Here is a 16,869-nt window from a genome sequence, read left to right on the forward strand (position 1 = left end):
GTTGATGTGATGATGTGTGACTAATGGGTGAATAGAATTGTCAGGAATGTGATCAGTAGGGTGGCGAAGAGGAATACCCAGGCATACCACTGTACGCTTCCTGACTGGAATCCTTTGACGGCTTCAGAGGTACGGGTGGTGATCCATCCCAGACCGTTAATGGCGCCGTCGATCACATGACGGTCGAACCAGGCGAAAGGACGGGAAATGCCGTTGAAGATAATCTTCTTGGTAATAAATTGATACACTTCATCTATATAAAACCTGTGATAGGCGGCTTTATACAATCCTTGCATCCTGCCTGCAAGTCGCGCCGGTTGGTCATTTTCTTTCCGGTAAAGGATGGTTGCCAGCCCGATTGCTGCCAATGCCACCACTACACTGATGATGGCGATGGTAGTATCCAGATGGATCGTATATTGGGTATGGTCGGCGGTAACGAATTTTCCGAAAGGTATAAATCCTCCCACAAGAGTGAGCAGTGCCAGGAACATCAGAGGGATGGTCATCGACCGTGGGCTTTCATGGGGAAGGTGGCCTCCATGTACTTCATATTCCTTATTCCAGAAAATACGATAGTAGAGTCGGAACATATAAAAGGCGGTCAGTCCAGCTGTGATGGTCATCCATATTCCCATTCCCGTGCCGAAGCCATAGGCAGCAGTCATGATCTCATCCTTACTTACAAATCCCGAAAAAGGAGGGATTCCCGCTATAGCCAGACAGGCAATCAGGAAGGTGATATGGGTGATGGGCATATATTTCCTCAATCCGCCCATATCTGCCATCTCGTTGCTGTGTACCGCATGGATGATAGATCCTGCACCAAGGAACAATAGCGATTTAAACATGGCGTGGGTAAACAAGTGGAACATTGAAGCCATATATCCCAGTCCGCCGTGCTCGTGTTCTGCCAGTTGCATCGAGGTGGAAACGCCGAGGGCGACCATCATGAATCCTATCTGGGAGATGGTGGAAAAGGCGAGCACCCGTTTGATATCGGTCTGTACAATAGCGATCACCGCGGCAAACATGGCGGTGAAAGCACCTCCATAAGCAATGCCCTGCAGCACTTCGGGGGTGAAACCGATATAAATGGGGAACATCCGCGCTACCAGATATACGCCGGCTACCACCATCGTGGCGGCGTGGATCAATGCCGATACGGGAGTAGGTCCTTCCATCGCGTCGGGCAGCCAGATATGAAGGGGGAACATGGCCGACTTTCCGGCAGCGCCGATAAAGATCAATGCCATTGCCCAAGTGAGGGCCGATGCACCGATAAAGGTAGATCCCATCGCCCCGCTGAGGATGCTGCCGTCACCGATCAGAAGCGCTTCGAAATCGAAGGTCTGGGTGAAGTAGGAGAGTACCAGTATCCCGATAAGGAAAAAGAAATCGGCAAACCGGGTGACGATAAATGCTTTCTTGGAAGCTGCTACCGCCGCCGGTTTGGTATAATAAAAGCCAATCAGGAGGTAAGAAGAAACGCCAACCAACTCCCAGAAGATATACATCTGGAAGATGTTGGTCGCCAGTACCAAACCGAGCATTGAGAAGGTGAAAAGCGACAGGAATGCATAATAACGCTGAAATCCCTTTTCTCCTTTCATATAACCCATGCTATAGATATGTACCATCAGCGATACGGTGGAAATAACCACCAGCATCAATACTGAAATGGGATCGAGTAGGATACCCAGGTCGATATGCAGTTTTTCTCCCACATGCAGCCATGTGAAATTATAAGGAGTCAGCGTTTGCCATACGCCGCTTATATTTTGAGAACTAAAATAATCATAAGCGGTATAATAAGATAATAGCGTGACCGCTGTAAGGGACAGGGTCCCGACTATTCCGGCGACAGCCGGTTTTAGTTTCGTGCCCGATAAACCGATAAACAGGAATGAGCACAATGGCAACAGCAGAATGAGTAGTGTATAATCCATATCCATTAATTCTTCATTTGTTGTATATTATCGACCTCCGTATTGCCAAATTTCCGGTAGACGTTGATAACGATGGCGATGGCTACTGCTGTTTCACAGGCTGAAATGGCAATGACGAACAACGCATAAAACAGGCCTTCCATCCGGTCGGGGAACAGGTAGCGGTTGAATGCGGCGAAATTGATGTCGACCGAATTCAGAATCAACTCAATGGAAATCAGGATCAGAATCAGGTTCTTACGGGTAAAGAAACCGTAAATCCCGGCAAAAAACATAATCAGGCTTACGATCAGGTATGCCGTTAAGGGGATTGGTGCCCCCCCTGATGTATTTACTATTAATTCTCCCATATTTTATTTATGATCTAAATCTTTATTGTCGTTTGTTTCGATATTCTTTTCTTTTCTTGCAATCATGATGGCGCCGATGATACATGCCAGCAATAATAAGCTTATTGCTTCAAAGGGCAGCAGGAACTGGTATTTTTCGGTTCCCATCATCGCACGACCTATATCTTGCATGTTTATCTCATTTATTTTCAGGTAATTGTAGACTCGGGTAACATTCCGGAGGATGATATATCCACACAAAATGAGTCCGCCGCCAGAAAGTAATATCGAAGAAATTATTTTTAAATTTGTTCTCCGTTCAACAATTTTTCCCGGCTTGTGGGTAAGGAATATTGCCATAATGAACAATACCATAATACCACCCGCGTACACTGTAACCTGTACGGCAAAGAGGAAATGGTAGTTGAGCATCAGGAATAATCCGGCTGTAGCCAAGAGGACGAACAGCAGGTAGATTGCCGAACGGATGATTCGTTTGCTTGTGACGGCCAGTACCGAAAACAGCGCTATCGCAATGGCCAAAATCGAGAAAATAATTTGTTCTAACATAGTTTTACTTTTTCTTATCTCTTAATTTGGAGCCCGGCTTATTTAGTTGATGTACCAATTTATTCCTGTCGAATACGGCGCCCTCAAAGTCATTATTGAAGATGATAGCATTCGAGGGACAGGTGATGACGCAGAGGTTACAATAGGTACAACTTCCGTAATCCCAGATATGTTTATCCAATATTTTTTTCTTTTTACCCTCTTCCGTCTCAATAGAAGCAGATATCACCTTGATAGTGCCATTGGGGCAATTCATCATGCAAATGCCGCAGGCGGTACAAGCGTGTTCATTGTTTTCGTCGTGCGGCATGATCAGTTCTGATCGCCAACGGTCGGAGATGACCAATGTTTCCCTGTTTTCGGGATATTCCATAGTCACTTTTTTTGTCCAGAACTCTTTCCATGTAACGCCCATCCCTTTCAGAAGCGACCGAAGTGACGTGAAAATCCCGGAAATATATTTTGAAAATGATTGCATCTTTTTTTAAATTACCAATTACCAATTATGAGTTGTTGCCAATTGTCCACTGTCAATTTCCGAACAGAATGGGAAACAGATCGGTCAGCGTCCATCCGGCCAGTACGATTAGTACCATTATCAGAATGTTTACCAGATTAATAGGGAGGAGATACTTCCATTCCAAATTAAGTAACAGATCAATACGCAAGCGCGGAAATGACCAACGTACCCATAGGCTGATAAATACCAGTACGGCCGTCTTACCGATAAACCATACATAAGAAGGGATGTACCACATGATCTGATTGAAAGCGTCCATCCCTTTTATCTGGATAGGCATCCATCCGCCCAGAAAGACGGTTGTGGCGATGGCGGCGATAATGAACATATTGAGGTATTCTGCCAGATAATAGAAACCGAACTGCATACCAGAATATTCGGTATGGTATCCGGCTGTGAGCTCGCCTTCGGCTTCGGGCAGGTCGAACGGAGCCCGGTTAGTTTCCGCATGTCCGGAGATCAGGTAGATTACGAAGGCGACAATAGCCGGTATATGCCCGTTAAAAATATTCCAGGCATAACGCTGGTTTTCTACAATTTCTGATAACTGCATTGTGCCGGTCATCACCACTATTGTCATCAGTGCAAATGCAGCCGACAGTTCATAGCTGATAAACTGGGCGCCACTTCTCATCGCTCCGATCATCGAATATTTATTGTTACTCGACCATCCGGCCAGGAGTACGCCGATGATTCCCAGCGAAGAGACGGCCAATACGTAAACGATTCCAATGTTAAAATCGACCGCCTGTAATCCCTGTCCGAACGGTATGGCACCAAAGGCCATTACCGAAGCGCATATTACAAAGAAAGGGGCAGCATAAAACAGGAATCTGTCCACCCTGTTGATATGGATAATCTCTTTGATCAAGATTTTGATCATATCGGCTATACTCTGGATAAAACCATATTTACCCACGCGGTTGGGACCTAATCGCGCCTGAAAAAAAGCGGTTACTTTTCGTTCTGCATAAATCAGGATTAAGGCAATTACCGCATAGGCAGCCAATACTGCAATAAGGATCAGTAAGCCTTCAATCAATGATGCCCAAAACGGCGGCAGATTACCCCTGAGGAATAAATCGAGTTGCAAGAGCAATCCGTTCAGTTCTAATGGCTGTTTGTAGTTCATACGATTACAACTATTTATTTTTCTTGCTACTTATCGGTCTATATCGGGTATCACATAATCCATGGATCCGCCGATACCGATGAAGTCGGAGAGTAATTCATTCTTACAGATCAGAGGCATCACTGAAACGGCGGATAGGGAGGGAGACCGGAATTTTACCCTGTATGGATGTTTATCACCTTTGCTCTCTATGAAGACACCGAATTCACCCTTGCCGGTCTCCACACTCTGAAAATATTGTCCTTCGGGTAATCGCAGTACCGGTTTTACTGTTCCTACTATGTTCCCTTCAGGTATATTGTCGATGAGTTGTTCGATGATTTGTAACGACACCTCTATTTCATCTAGTCGGTTCAGATAACGGGCATAGGAGTCGCCTTCGGTACGGATCACTTCCTTGAATTCTATCCGGTCGTAAAGTGAATAGGGTTTGTATTTGCGTACATCACACGACCATCCTGATCCTCGACCGGCAGGTCCTGTCACACCATAACTGACGGCGTCGGTGAAACTTAGGTTGCCTACGCCAATCATACGCCTGAGTACAATCGGGTTATGTGAAAAGAAATCGTCATATTCTTTCAACTTATCTCGCATATAGGGGATAAATGCTTTTACATCTTTCTGAAAGTCGGTATAGATATCGAACATTACTCCTCCTATCACGTCCTGATTGATAATCAGTCTTCCACCGCAGGTTTTGTCAAAAATGTCGAGGATATGTTCCCGTTCCCGCATCCCGTAAATAAAGGCGGTGGTAGCTCCCAGATCGTTGCAGTGTGCGGCGAATGCCAGCAGGTGGGAACTGATGCGGTTCAGTTCATCCATAATCACACGGATATATTCAGCCCGTGGTGGCACCTCAATACCAACTGCTTTTTCTACACACATGCAGAGTGCATGGCGGTTAATATTGGCCGAGAGGTAATCCAGCCGATCGGTAAAATGCAGTATCTGGGGATAGGTGAGGCTTTCACACAGTTTTTCAATACCCCGGTGGATATATCCGCTCTTGACATCGATTTTCTTGACAATTTCGCCGTTGAGTGCGGTTCTAAAATGCATTACCCCGTGAGTGGAAGGATGCTGGGGCCCTATATTGACGATATAATCATCATCTTCAAATACTTTAACCGTACTTTCTATTAAATTCCCTTTGGCATCTTCCATGATACGGGGAGCGATGTCCACGATTTCTTTATTTACGATGGTAATAGGATTCAGTCCCGGGTTACCATCGTAGTCTTTCCTGAGAGGAAATCCTTTCCAGTCGTCGGATAACAGGAAGCGACGCATATCGGGGTTGTTAATGAAGCGGATGCCGAACATAGCATATGCTTCCCGTTCGTTGAGATGGGCAGTTTCGTATATATCGGTCACCGAATAGAGAAGCGGATTATCCCGATCTTCTGTTGCCGTGATGACCACAATTTCTTTGCTTAGGTCTCCGGAAGAGGAGAGGAGATAGATTACTCCCAGCTTATCTTCCCAATCCATCCCCGTAAGGCTGATAAGATAATCGAAAGGCAGTTCTTCGTTATCATGAAGCGCTTTGATCAGGGAATATGCCTGTTCAGGAGCGACCGTGACGGTAAATTTCTGTTTCTGTTCAATCACCGCGTCACTTACTGTTTTCGATATAAATTGTTGAATATCTCTCATTTGTTTTGAAAATTGAAAAATGGAAATTGGAAATGAAATCAGTAAATTATCAGATTACCGAATCATCACTACTTCCCAAATGTCGGGACAAGTTGTCCCGATTTATCGGGATCATCACATCATCCTCCGGTCCCCGGGTCAATGGTTTCTCCTGTATCGGGGTCTGTGAGTGTTTCCGGATTGTAGGGCCGTACAATATGCCTTTGTTCGAAAAAATTTTCGACTTTCACTTTGCGTTGTAATTGAAGCAAACCATAAAAAAGTGATTCGGGACGCGGAGGACAACCGGGTACATATACATCTACGGGGATGATCTTGTCCACTCCGCTGACAACATGGTAGGAGTTCACAAAGGGGCCGCCCGATATCGCACAGGCTCCCATTGCCACCACATATTTCGGTTCCGCCATCTGGTCGTATACCCTGCGTAAGAGTGGAGCCATTTTATTGACAATGGTACCTGCCACCACCATCAGGTCAGCTTGCCGCGGACTGTTACGTGTCACTTCCATCCCAAACCGGGCCAGGTCATAGTGGGCAGCAGCCGCTGCCATAAACTCAATGCCGCAGCAACTAGTGGCAAAAGCCAGCGGCCATAATGAATTGGATCGTCCCCAGTTGACTACTTCGTCGAGTTTGCCCAGCACCAGAGGAGTACCACCAGCTCTCAGTTGGTCGATATATGATTGCAGAGTGTCGTTATCTTTGAACTCTTCTGCAGGAAGACCTTTAATTTTTATATCCTTTACGTCCATTTTAAAACTCCTTTTTTCCAGGCATAGGCAAGCCCTAAGCCCAGTATTACCACAAAAATCAGGATATTGACCAATCCAGCCATGCCAATATCTCTAACTACCGTTGACCATGGAAAGAGGAAAATCGTTTCCACATCGAACATCAGAAAAAGAATAGCATAAAGGTAATATCCCACCCTGAATTGCATCCAGGATGTACCATGCGTGGGGAGCCCGCACTCATAGGGTTCTCCTTTCTGAAAGTTGATGGACTTAGGTGATAGGAGCCGGGCAGCAGTTATACCTACTGTAACCAGCGTAATACCCGCCAACAGCACTATCACGAACAGTGATAAATTATCCATTGATATATTATTTTAATGTGAATTATAACGATCCGGTGGTGGAAAATCTAATACATTCTCATAGAAACACAAGTTATATGCCTCTTTTATGCAGTATAATCAATTCAGCAAAAATTGATATAATACTTCTTAGCCGTGTTTTTAGCGATAGGTATTAATAGAAATTGTGATAGGGATATATGATCTTGGTAGAAGGGAGTCCTATCTGGATGTTTTTAAAAAAGGAAGAATAAAAATGTACAATATTGTTGATTTTCTCTTCTATGGCAAACAGATCGAAACAGTGACCAAGGAACAGGCAAGAGAAAAAAATTAAAGTGAGTCCTGCTTCAGGACAATTGGATGGTGAAAAAAGATGTTCCGCAAACGAATCACGTACGAATTTCGGAAGGTTGGCATTTGCATTGTTCGTATTGTCAGAACAATTGTGCTCCGGTTTTGCCAAGCTTGCGGTATGGGAAAGTACGTCTGTTCTTTTTTTTCCGGATAACAAGGAAGGAATGGAGGTGTAGAAAGTGTCCGTCGAATTATCAATGAACATAAATTGTCCGATAATTGACTGTAAAATAATAGAAAAGCAAAACAAATAAACAAGAAACCGTTTCATTCTATAACAAGAAACCTTTTTAATAATCTCTAAGGGTTGCATTAAAAATTAATGGCGTCAAAATTTGAATATAAAACCCCTTCTGAATTTGCGTGCAAATGTAATGAATATATTTGACTTCACAAGCCCTTATTGCTAAATTACAAAAAAAGCCCTTGGGCAGGGGGATTTTTTATGCTGCCTGTCCTGTTTCGATCACATTCTTTTTTTCGGAATGGGATTCTATTCGCGCCAGGCCAATGAAAACAGCTGAAAGGAGTGTAAATACATAGGCTTGGATGTATGCAATCAATAGTTCCACAAGATCGATGAATACGGTGAATATGACCGATAAGGCCGTCATGGAGGCATTGATAGCGAAGCCAAGGCTGGCAGTAATAAAAATAAGCATTGTCAATCCTAATACGATAGAGTGCCCCGCCATCATATTAGCAAAAAGACGGATCATTAAAGCAAAAGGCTTGGTGAGTGTTCCTACTATCTCCACAACCGGCATCAGTGGAAGAGGAACCTTAAGCCAGGTAGGCACATCAGGCCAGAATATTTCTTTATAATATTCTTTTGTTCCTGTTAAATTGACGATCAGGAATGTGATGACCGCAAGTACGAGTGTGATGGCTATGTTGCCCGTTACGTTGGCACCCCCCGGGAAGATAGGAATTAATCCCAACAGATTGTTCGTGAAAATAAAGAAAAAAACTGTCAGCAGATAAGGGGCATATCGCGGAGCATCTTTTCCGATTGAGGGTTTAATGACATCGTCATTGATAGAGAGTACGAGCATTTCTATCATTCCGGGAAACCCTTTCCTGGGTTTCATCGGGTCACGTTTCAGCAAACGTGCTACACCCATGATAATCAGGATGACCAGCAAAGATGCGAAGAGCAGGGAAGCTGCATTTTTTGTGAGCGAAAAGTCGAGTGGCCGGGAGATATTCCCATTGACATCCGTTTCTACTATTTTACCTTTGTATTTGCCTTCAGATGCAATTTCAAATCCTTTATAAGAACTTGCTCCATGGTGAAAATGTGACGATGTAAACAAGTGCCATCCTGAGGTTTTACTATGAAGAATCACCGGAAGAGGGAGAGCTACTTGTTTAGTCCCGTTACTCACAATCTGCCACTCATAAGAGTCGGCCAGATGTTCGATAATAAGCTCTTTGGCATTCAATTCCTCTTTGGCATTGTCTTGATTTTCCGCCACTACGGGAGAACCTCCCATAAAAAGGAGCGCTAGAAAAAGGCCTGAAATATATATGACTCGTTTCATTGCTCAATAGACTTTTTCGGATTTTTTTGTTGTTTATCCTTATACTTAAAATAGAGTTCCATCCTCATATAGATATATGTTTCCCAAATCAGGTTGATAAGATAGAAAATGATAAAAATAACGGCAAAATTACGAATATGCTGTCTGTCCAAGAACCAATATATAAGTATGATCACAAATGACAAGAATATCTTGATCATACGTATAAGCATATAGAGGTTGACCATTTTCTTGGGTTCATCGATGGGAGTACGCCTGAATCGGAAAATAAAAATGACACCCATTATATAGAAAAAGAGTGGAATAACAAAGTAATAGTCGATCATCAATTCCGGAAAGAATTCATGCAGGATGAACCACAATCCGAATCCTGTGATGAACAACATTGTCGTGTGCACAATGAGGAAATATATGGTGAGTTTTTTCATATTCCACGGATCTCATCCACGCAAATCGACACTTTATTATTATGCATTTCTATTAACCCGTCCGTTATTTCGATCTGCCGGGTCTCACCGTTTGACCTGAAAGAGAGCACTCCTTTGGTCAGCGATGAAATAATGGGAGCATGGTTGTTCAGTATCTGGAATGAACCCAAAACTCCCGGTAGAGTGACAGACTCAGCGTCTCCTTTATAATAAACAGACTCAGGTGTAAGAATTTCCAGTGTCATCTTTTTTAATTAATTCATTGATTACTAGTTGCCGATTAATCAGTAAATTATCACATCAGTTTACCTGCTAGCTTCCATTAGCTTATCGCCTTTTTCGATAGCTTGTTCGATGGTTCCCACATTCATGAATGCCGACTCCGGATAACGATCGAGGCTTCCGTCGAGAATCATTTTAAATCCTTTGATGGTATCTTCAATGGAAACCATCACTCCGGGTTCACCTGTATATTGTTCGGCCATAAAGAATGGTTGAGAGAGAAAACGTTGTACTTTACGAGCCCGGTTTACCGTGAGGCGATCTTCATCTGAGAGTTCCTCCATCCCCAGTATGGAGATAATATCCTGTAATTCCTTATATCGTTGCAGTATTTGTATTACTTGCATCGCGGTATTATAATGATCTTCGCCTACAATATGCGGATCAAGTATACGTGATGAGGACTCCAGCGGGTCTACCGCTGGATAGATACCCAGTGAGGCAATCTTACGGCTAAGAACGGTGGTGGCATCGAGATAACTGAATGTGGTGGCCGGTGCCGGGTCGGTAAGATCGTCGGCCGGTACATACACGGCTTGAATGGAAGTGATGGACCCATATTTGGTAGAAGCAATCCGTTCCTGCAGCATACCCATTTCCGAAGCTAATGTAGGCTGATATCCTACTGCTGAGGGCATACGTCCAAGCAAGGCGGAGACTTCTGATCCCGCTTGCACGAATCGGAAGATATTGTCTATAAAGAGGAGAGTATCACTGCCTTCACCTCCCATATCACGGAACGATTCGGCTACGGCCAATCCGGTAAGGGCAACCGATGCGCGGGCGCCGGGAGGCTCGTTCATCTGGCCGAAGACAAGTGTTGTCTGGGATTTTTTCACTTCTTCGTAATCGACTTTACTCAAATCCCATTTGCCTTCTTCCATTCCTTTCCTGAATTCATCTCCATATCGGATAACGCCGGAATCGATCATTTCACGCAACAGGTCATTCCCTTCACGGGTACGTTCGCCTACACCGGCAAAGACGGAATAACCGTTATGTCCTTTGGCAATATTATTAATCAGTTCCATGATCACAACGGTCTTTCCAACGCCTGCTCCTCCAAAGAGTCCGATTTTTCCACCTTTCAGATAGGGTTGTAACAGGTCAATCACTTTGATCCCCGTAAAAAGTATCTCTTCTGAAGTGACAAGATCTTCGAATTTGGGAGCCGGGCGATGGATGGGGTATTGATTCTCGCGACTTAGCTTCGACAATCCATCGATTGAGGCACCCACCACATTGAGCAATCTACCTTTTATCTGTTCCCCTATGGGAACACTGATAGGACGTCCCAATGCTTCCACCTCCAGACCTCGGCTGAGCCCGTCGGTACTTTCCATTGCCACGGTGCGAACAATATTTTCACCGATATGATGTTGTACTTCCAGGAAGATATTCTGTCCATCCAATCGTTTCACGAGAAGGGCATCGTCGATAGCAGGTAGTTTTGCTTCTTCCGCTTGGGAAAGATCAAAACGTACATCCACTACCGGACCGATGATTTGAGAGATATGTCCATTTAATATTGACATAATTGTATGTATTTATTGATCAATATATGCACGCTTTTTACAAAGGTACAAAATAAAGCGATTGTACAAATAATTTTAATTTTATTTGCACAATCGCTAAAAAGAGCCACAAGCGAGACTTGAACTCGCGACCGACGCGTTACGAATGCGTTACTCTACCAACTGAGCTATTGTGGCCTGCCATGCATTATTACTTATCTAATTTCTTTTTATTTTGCTGGTTAATCATCATTTTATAGGCGACAGGTGCAGCTACAAATAAACTGGTAATGGTTCCTACTACCACGCCGATAAGCATGGCGAAAACGAAACTTCTCACCGCATCACCCCCAAATATAAGAATACAGATGATCACAAGTATAGTACTTAAACCGGTGTTAATAGTACGTGCTAACGTTGCGTTCATAGAATCGTTGAAAAGCTCCCGTAGTCCCCGTTTGGGATAAAGTTGCCTGTATTCACGTACACGATCGAACACTACCACTTTGTCATTGATGGAGTAACCTACAATGGTGAGGATTGCTGCTACGAATGTCTGATCCATCTCCATGGAGAAAGGCATTACCTTCCAAAGCAGTGAATACAATCCTATTACGGCAAAGGCATCTACAGCCAGTGCAGCCACTGTACCTACTGAGAAACCCCAGTTGCGGAAGCGGGAAAGGATATAGATACCCATACAAATCAATGCAATGAAGAGTGCCAGGAATGCATTCCTTATCATATCTTCCGCAATGCTTGGTCCTACTTTCTGGGAACTCTGTATATGGTCGTCAATCGTTTTTCCCGGGGTTATGAATTCTTTCAGCCCTTGTCCCAGCAGATCCCTCAGTTGCTCTTCCACTCCGGAGCCTTCCTCTTCAATCATGTAATTGGTGGAAATACGTACCTGATTGCTTGAACCGATGGTGATAGCCTGCACTGATTCATTCAGATAGGGGCTGAGGGCATTTTCTATATCACCCACACGCACAGGTTGGTCGAAACGGACAATATAATTACGTCCTCCTGTAAAGTCAATTCCAGAGTTCAAGCCCAATGTAAAGAGTGAGACTACACTGATCACCACGAAGACACCGATTGCGATAAGTACATTCTTACTATTACGAAGAAAATCGAATTTATATTCTTTAAATATTGCTTTTGAGAATCCCGTATTGAAGGTGAGATGCAACCATTTATCTTTTCCCAATTGGGTTTCATATACCATACGGGTAATGAACACAGCGGTAAGGAATGAAATGGCAATACCTATAATAAGTGTAATGGCAAATCCTCTGATAGCTCCTACACCAAAAATCGCAAGGATGATACCGGTGATGATTGTGGTGAGGTTAGAGTCGAAGATAGCTGAGAACGCATTCTTATACCCATCTTCTAACGCCCGTTTAATTGTTTTCCCTGCCGCCAGTTCTTCTTTGATACGCTCATTGATAAGCACATTCGCGTCGACCGCCATGGCGAGCGACAGGATCATACCGGCAATACCGGGAAGGGTGAGCACCGCCTGGAATGCCGCAAGTGCTCCCAAGGTGAAGAAAAAGTTGAGGAGCAGGGCTCCGTTGATCACCGTGCCCGGTATGACACCATAGAGCATACAAGTGAAAATAAAAAGCACCACTAATGCTATTACAAAAGATATAAATCCGTCACGGATGGCTTCCTGTCCCAGAGAGGGACCAACAATGTCTTCCTGGACGATGCGTACGCCGGCTTGCATTTTACCCGACTTAAGCACGTTTTCCAGGTCCTGGGCTTCCTGTGGTGTGAAATTACCGGTGATTTGGGAGCGCCCGCCGTCAATCCGTCCATTGACGGTAGGAGCAGAATAAACATATCCGTCCAATACGATGGCGATGGATTTACCAATTTCTGCACCGGTAATGGTTGCCCAACGGCTGGCACCGGTTGAGTTCATTGTCATGCTCACTTCCCATGCCGATCCTCTTTGTCCTTGGTCGGCTCGGGCATTTGTTACTACGTCGCCATCCAATGCCGGACCGCGCTTACTGCCGTCACCTTTGAGGGCGAACAACTGGAAGTAGGTCTCACGATTATCTATAGCTTTGAATCCCCATTTAAACCTTACATCAGCAGGGAATATATCTTTGTATCTGTTCAGCAGGAAATTAACTTCGGCAGTATCAAGCTTAGATACGGTTCCTACTATAGGGCCTCCGGCTCCACCCATGGCAAAGTAAGGCTCATTGAAATACTCTGTAAAGTTTTTATTGATAACGATTTTTTTACCTTCCTCTTCCAAAAGTGGCAATGAAAGTGAATCAGCCTGAGTGAGAGAATCAGTAGCAATAGTTTCTTCTTCTACGTCGGTAGAAGTGGTCGTAGTGGCTTGGGCTGTCCTCTGTGCCATAACGTACTCGCTAGACCTGGCATTCATCTCGTTGAAATAAACCCCCAGTTCGCTTACGTTGTATGTTTTCCAGAATTCGAGATTGGCACTTCCCTGTAATAGGTTACGGACGCGTTCCGGTTCTGTGATTCCGGGGAGTTCAACAAGGATACGCTCTGCACGATCTAACTTTTGGATATTGGGTGCTACTACCCCGAAACGGTCGATACGGGTAGCCAATACGTTAAATGAATTGTTGGCTACACTGGTCAGTTCATGACGCAATATGGTGATCACCTCATCATTGGAGGCAGTCGGACGTACCCTGTCACCCATAGTGATGCTGTATATATTGGCCAGTTTTCCTTCCGGAGCTATTCTTTCGTAGTTTTGACGGAATAGTGTGATGAAATCGGCCGAACTGCCCCTGCGATTCTGAGCAATAGACTCTTTTAATGCCTGATTAAATTGTGGATCATCGGTATTGGCTAATGAGGAAATAACCTGTGCCGCATCAATTTCGAGGACAACGTTCATTCCCCCTTTCAGGTCAAGTCCCAGTCCGATTTCCTTCGCCCTGACCTGTTTGAGTGTATAGTTCAAATATACTTTCTCGGTCGAGAGGGAATCAAGATACTGATTCTTCAGAGCTAAGTCTCCATTGGCGTATTGATCCGCTTTCTTGTTGTATTGCCTACCTACTACAGTAAAAGAGAGGTAAAACAAACTAATAAGTGTCAGGATAATACTGAAAACTTTAATGAATCCTTTGTTTTGCATTTCAATATTACTTTTTGTTTACTATTTTATTTTCAATTACGTTCTTTCCATGTTACTAACCCCGTAAATATGTAAAAATAAAGGCATGATTGATGCCTTCCTATTTTGAGCGTGCAAATATACGTTATTTTTATCTTTTTAAGAACAATATCACCGGATAATTTTTGTTGGAAATTATCCGGTGATCCAAGAAAGGGGTGAACCTTCTTATTTGATTTACTCGATAAATCCCCTGTTTTTCAACAGATATACCGGATTGGGCTCAGTGCCACGGAATCTTTTATAAAGCTCCATTGGGTCATCGGAGTTACCTTTAGACAAGATATTATCGCGGAACTTCGTGGCTGTAGCCCTATCGAAGACACCATTTTCCACAAATGCCTGGAAAGCGTCGGCATCCAAAACCTCTGCCCACAGGTATGCATAATACCCGGCAGAATAACCACCGCTGAAAATATGAGAGAAATAAGTGCTGCGGTAACGGGGAATAATTTCGTTGATCAGCCCGATTTTTTCCATCGATTTCTTTTCGAATTCACGCACGTCGAAAGTTTTTGTGGCATCCTGCGTATGGTAGTCCATATCGAGTAATGCAGCAGCAACGAATTCGGTTGTGGTAAAGCCCATATTAAACTTAGAAGCTGCATCGATTTTAGCAATTAGTTCGTCGGGAATCACTTCTCCGGTTTGATAATGTTTGGCGTATAATTTTAATACTTCCGGATGGAAAGCCCAGTGTTCGAGTACCTGCGAAGGCAATTCAACAAAATCGCGCGATACACTTGTCCCTGATAACCCTACGTATGTTACATTTGAGAGCATACCGTGCAGTGCGTGTCCGAATTCATGGAACAGCGTTTCAACTTCATCCAGGTTGAGTAATGAAGGCTCTGCACCGGTAGGACGGGTGAAATTGCCTACATTATATATCAACGGACGAATATTTTCCCCATTGAGTATCTGTTGATCGCGGAAGCTACTCATCCATGCACCTGCATTTTTACCGGCTCTCGGAAAATAGTCGGAATAGAATACTGCCAAGTGTGCACCATCAGCATCGAGTACTTCGTATGCTTCTACTTCAGGATGATATACCGGGACGTTTTCCAGCTTCCTGAAATTTAGTCCATATAATCTATTAGCTACTTCAAATACACCTTTACGTACATTCTCCATTTTAAAATAAGGCTTGATTTCTTCTTCATTCAGCGAATATTTCTGTTGACGGAGTTTTTCGGTGTAATACCACCAATCCCACGATGCCAGCTTGAAGTCTCCCCCTTCGGTATCGATCAGTTTCTGTAGTTCTGCAGCTTCTTTTTTAGCCTGGGGCAGGGCGTATTTCCATACGTCATTGAGGAGTTTGTAGACGTTTTCCGGATTCTTAGCCATACTTTCTTCTAATATAAAATCGGCATGTGTTTTATAGCCAAGCATTTGTGCTTTTTCTATCCGCAGGTTTACGATATCGTTGATAATCTTTTTGTTATCATTTTCGTTATCGTTGTCTCCACGCATATACATTGCCTTATATAATTTCTCGCGCAGGCCGCGTTTTTCCGAATATTGTAAAAAGGGTAGCCAGCTTGGTTTTTGGAGGCCGAAGATCCATTTACCTTCTTGTCCCGCAGCTTTTGCTGCTTCAGCGGCCGCAGAAATCACTCCTTCAGGGAGCCCTGCCAAGTCTTCCTCTTTGTCAATCACCATTTGATAGCCATTGGTTTCATTCAGGAGATTGGTGCCGAACCGGAGGGTAAGGCCGGACAGTTCCTTATTGATTTCCCTTAGTCGTGCTTTTTCTGTTTCAGTGAGCATGCTTCCCGAGCGTACAAAATGTTTGTAATTAGTATCCAGAAGCCTGTACTGTTCGGTATTGAGTTGCATACCGGTGGTGTCGTCGTACAATGTTTTGATCCGGTTGAAAAGTCGATCGTTCAGGTAGATATTATCACTGTGTTCCGACAATAATGGTGACAGTTCTTCAGCCAATGCCTGTATGGAATCATTGGTGTCAGCGCTTTTTAATCCGTAAAACACACTCGAAACACGATTGAGTAATTGTCCGCTGTTGTCCAGCGCCACCACTGTGTTTTCGAAAGTAGGTGCTTCGGGATTGCTGACAATCGCTTCAATTTCTGCAGCCTGTTCTTCTATTCCTTTCAGAAAGGCCGGCTTGTAATCTGCGAAAGAAATCCGGTCGAAAGGAGGCATACCGAACGGAGTATCGTATCCGGTATAAAAAATAGCGCCGGCTTCACCGGCTTTTGTGTTGTTGCAGGCAAATAACGTCATAAATACTAATGAAATGATAAAAATCTTTCTCATGCGACTTCTAATTAAATGTGATTTAAAC

At 44.0% G+C, this 16,869-nt stretch carries 15 protein-coding genes and 1 tRNA gene; all 16 read right to left on the reverse strand.

Annotation, left to right across the window (positions count from 1 at the left end):
* Positions 1-20: 20 nt before the first annotated feature.
* Positions 21-1,949, reverse strand: a complete 1,929-nt coding sequence (gene nuoL, locus B4G81_RS00685) for an NADH-quinone oxidoreductase subunit L (RefSeq protein WP_294078998.1) — start codon at positions 1,947-1,949, stop codon at positions 21-23.
* Between the two features lie 5 nt (positions 1,950-1,954).
* On the reverse strand, positions 1,955-2,299 hold the full coding sequence (gene nuoK, locus B4G81_RS00690; RefSeq protein WP_294079000.1) for an NADH-quinone oxidoreductase subunit NuoK: 345 nt from the start codon (positions 2,297-2,299) through the stop codon (positions 1,955-1,957).
* A gap of 3 nt (positions 2,300-2,302) precedes the next feature.
* Positions 2,303-2,848 carry an NADH-quinone oxidoreductase subunit J gene (locus B4G81_RS00695; RefSeq protein ID WP_294079002.1) on the reverse strand — a complete coding sequence of 182 codons (546 nt, stop codon included), beginning with the start codon at positions 2,846-2,848 and terminating at the stop codon, positions 2,303-2,305.
* Between the two features lie 4 nt (positions 2,849-2,852).
* A complete protein-coding gene (locus B4G81_RS00700) occupies positions 2,853-3,326 on the reverse strand; it encodes a 4Fe-4S binding protein (RefSeq protein ID WP_294079005.1) in 474 nt (157 codons plus the stop codon).
* A gap of 52 nt (positions 3,327-3,378) precedes the next feature.
* A complete protein-coding gene (gene nuoH, locus B4G81_RS00705) occupies positions 3,379-4,500 on the reverse strand; it encodes an NADH-quinone oxidoreductase subunit NuoH (RefSeq protein ID WP_294079008.1) in 1,122 nt (373 codons plus the stop codon).
* Between the two features lie 30 nt (positions 4,501-4,530).
* On the reverse strand, positions 4,531-6,162 hold the full coding sequence (locus B4G81_RS00710; protein WP_294079011.1) for an NADH-quinone oxidoreductase subunit C: 1,632 nt from the start codon (positions 6,160-6,162) through the stop codon (positions 4,531-4,533).
* 119 nt (positions 6,163-6,281) lie between these two features.
* Entirely contained in the window at positions 6,282-6,917 is a 636-nt protein-coding gene (locus tag B4G81_RS00715; protein ID WP_294079013.1) for an NADH-quinone oxidoreductase subunit B, read from the reverse strand.
* Positions 6,908-7,261 (reverse strand): NADH-quinone oxidoreductase subunit A, encoded by a 354-nt coding sequence (locus B4G81_RS00720; RefSeq protein ID WP_294079016.1) that lies wholly within the window; start codon positions 7,259-7,261, stop codon positions 6,908-6,910. The genes B4G81_RS00715 and B4G81_RS00720 overlap by 10 nt, the downstream gene beginning before the upstream one ends.
* A gap of 154 nt (positions 7,262-7,415) precedes the next feature.
* Complete coding sequence (locus B4G81_RS00725; protein ID WP_294079018.1) at positions 7,416-7,802, reverse strand: hypothetical protein; 387 nt, start codon at positions 7,800-7,802, stop codon at positions 7,416-7,418.
* 238 nt (positions 7,803-8,040) lie between these two features.
* Positions 8,041-9,141 carry a F0F1 ATP synthase subunit A gene (gene atpB, locus B4G81_RS00730; protein WP_294079021.1) on the reverse strand — a complete coding sequence of 367 codons (1,101 nt, stop codon included), beginning with the start codon at positions 9,139-9,141 and terminating at the stop codon, positions 8,041-8,043.
* Complete coding sequence (locus B4G81_RS00735; RefSeq protein WP_294079023.1) at positions 9,138-9,527, reverse strand: hypothetical protein; 390 nt, start codon at positions 9,525-9,527, stop codon at positions 9,138-9,140. Before B4G81_RS00735 ends, atpB begins: the two co-directional genes overlap by 4 nt.
* Positions 9,528-9,565: 38 nt before the next feature.
* Positions 9,566-9,814, reverse strand: coding sequence for an ATP synthase F1 subunit epsilon (gene atpC, locus B4G81_RS00740; protein WP_294079029.1), 249 nt, complete (start codon positions 9,812-9,814; stop codon positions 9,566-9,568).
* A 60-nt stretch (positions 9,815-9,874) separates the two neighbouring features.
* A complete protein-coding gene (atpD, locus tag B4G81_RS00745; RefSeq protein WP_294079031.1) occupies positions 9,875-11,386 on the reverse strand; it encodes a F0F1 ATP synthase subunit beta in 1,512 nt (503 codons plus the stop codon).
* A 104-nt stretch (positions 11,387-11,490) separates the two neighbouring features.
* Positions 11,491-11,563: transfer RNA gene (locus B4G81_RS00750), tRNA-Thr, on the reverse strand.
* A gap of 13 nt (positions 11,564-11,576) precedes the next feature.
* Positions 11,577-14,516 carry a protein translocase subunit SecDF gene (gene secDF, locus B4G81_RS00755; protein WP_294079037.1) on the reverse strand — a complete coding sequence of 980 codons (2,940 nt, stop codon included), beginning with the start codon at positions 14,514-14,516 and terminating at the stop codon, positions 11,577-11,579.
* Positions 14,517-14,732: 216 nt separating this feature from the next.
* Positions 14,733-16,841 (reverse strand): M3 family metallopeptidase, encoded by a 2,109-nt coding sequence (locus B4G81_RS00760; RefSeq protein WP_414703139.1) that lies wholly within the window; start codon positions 16,839-16,841, stop codon positions 14,733-14,735.
* Between the last annotated feature and the right edge of the window lie 28 nt (positions 16,842-16,869).

Origin of the sequence: Proteiniphilum sp. UBA5384 (assembly GCF_002410825.1) — a bacterium.
GTDB lineage: Bacteria > Bacteroidota > Bacteroidia > Bacteroidales > Dysgonomonadaceae > Proteiniphilum.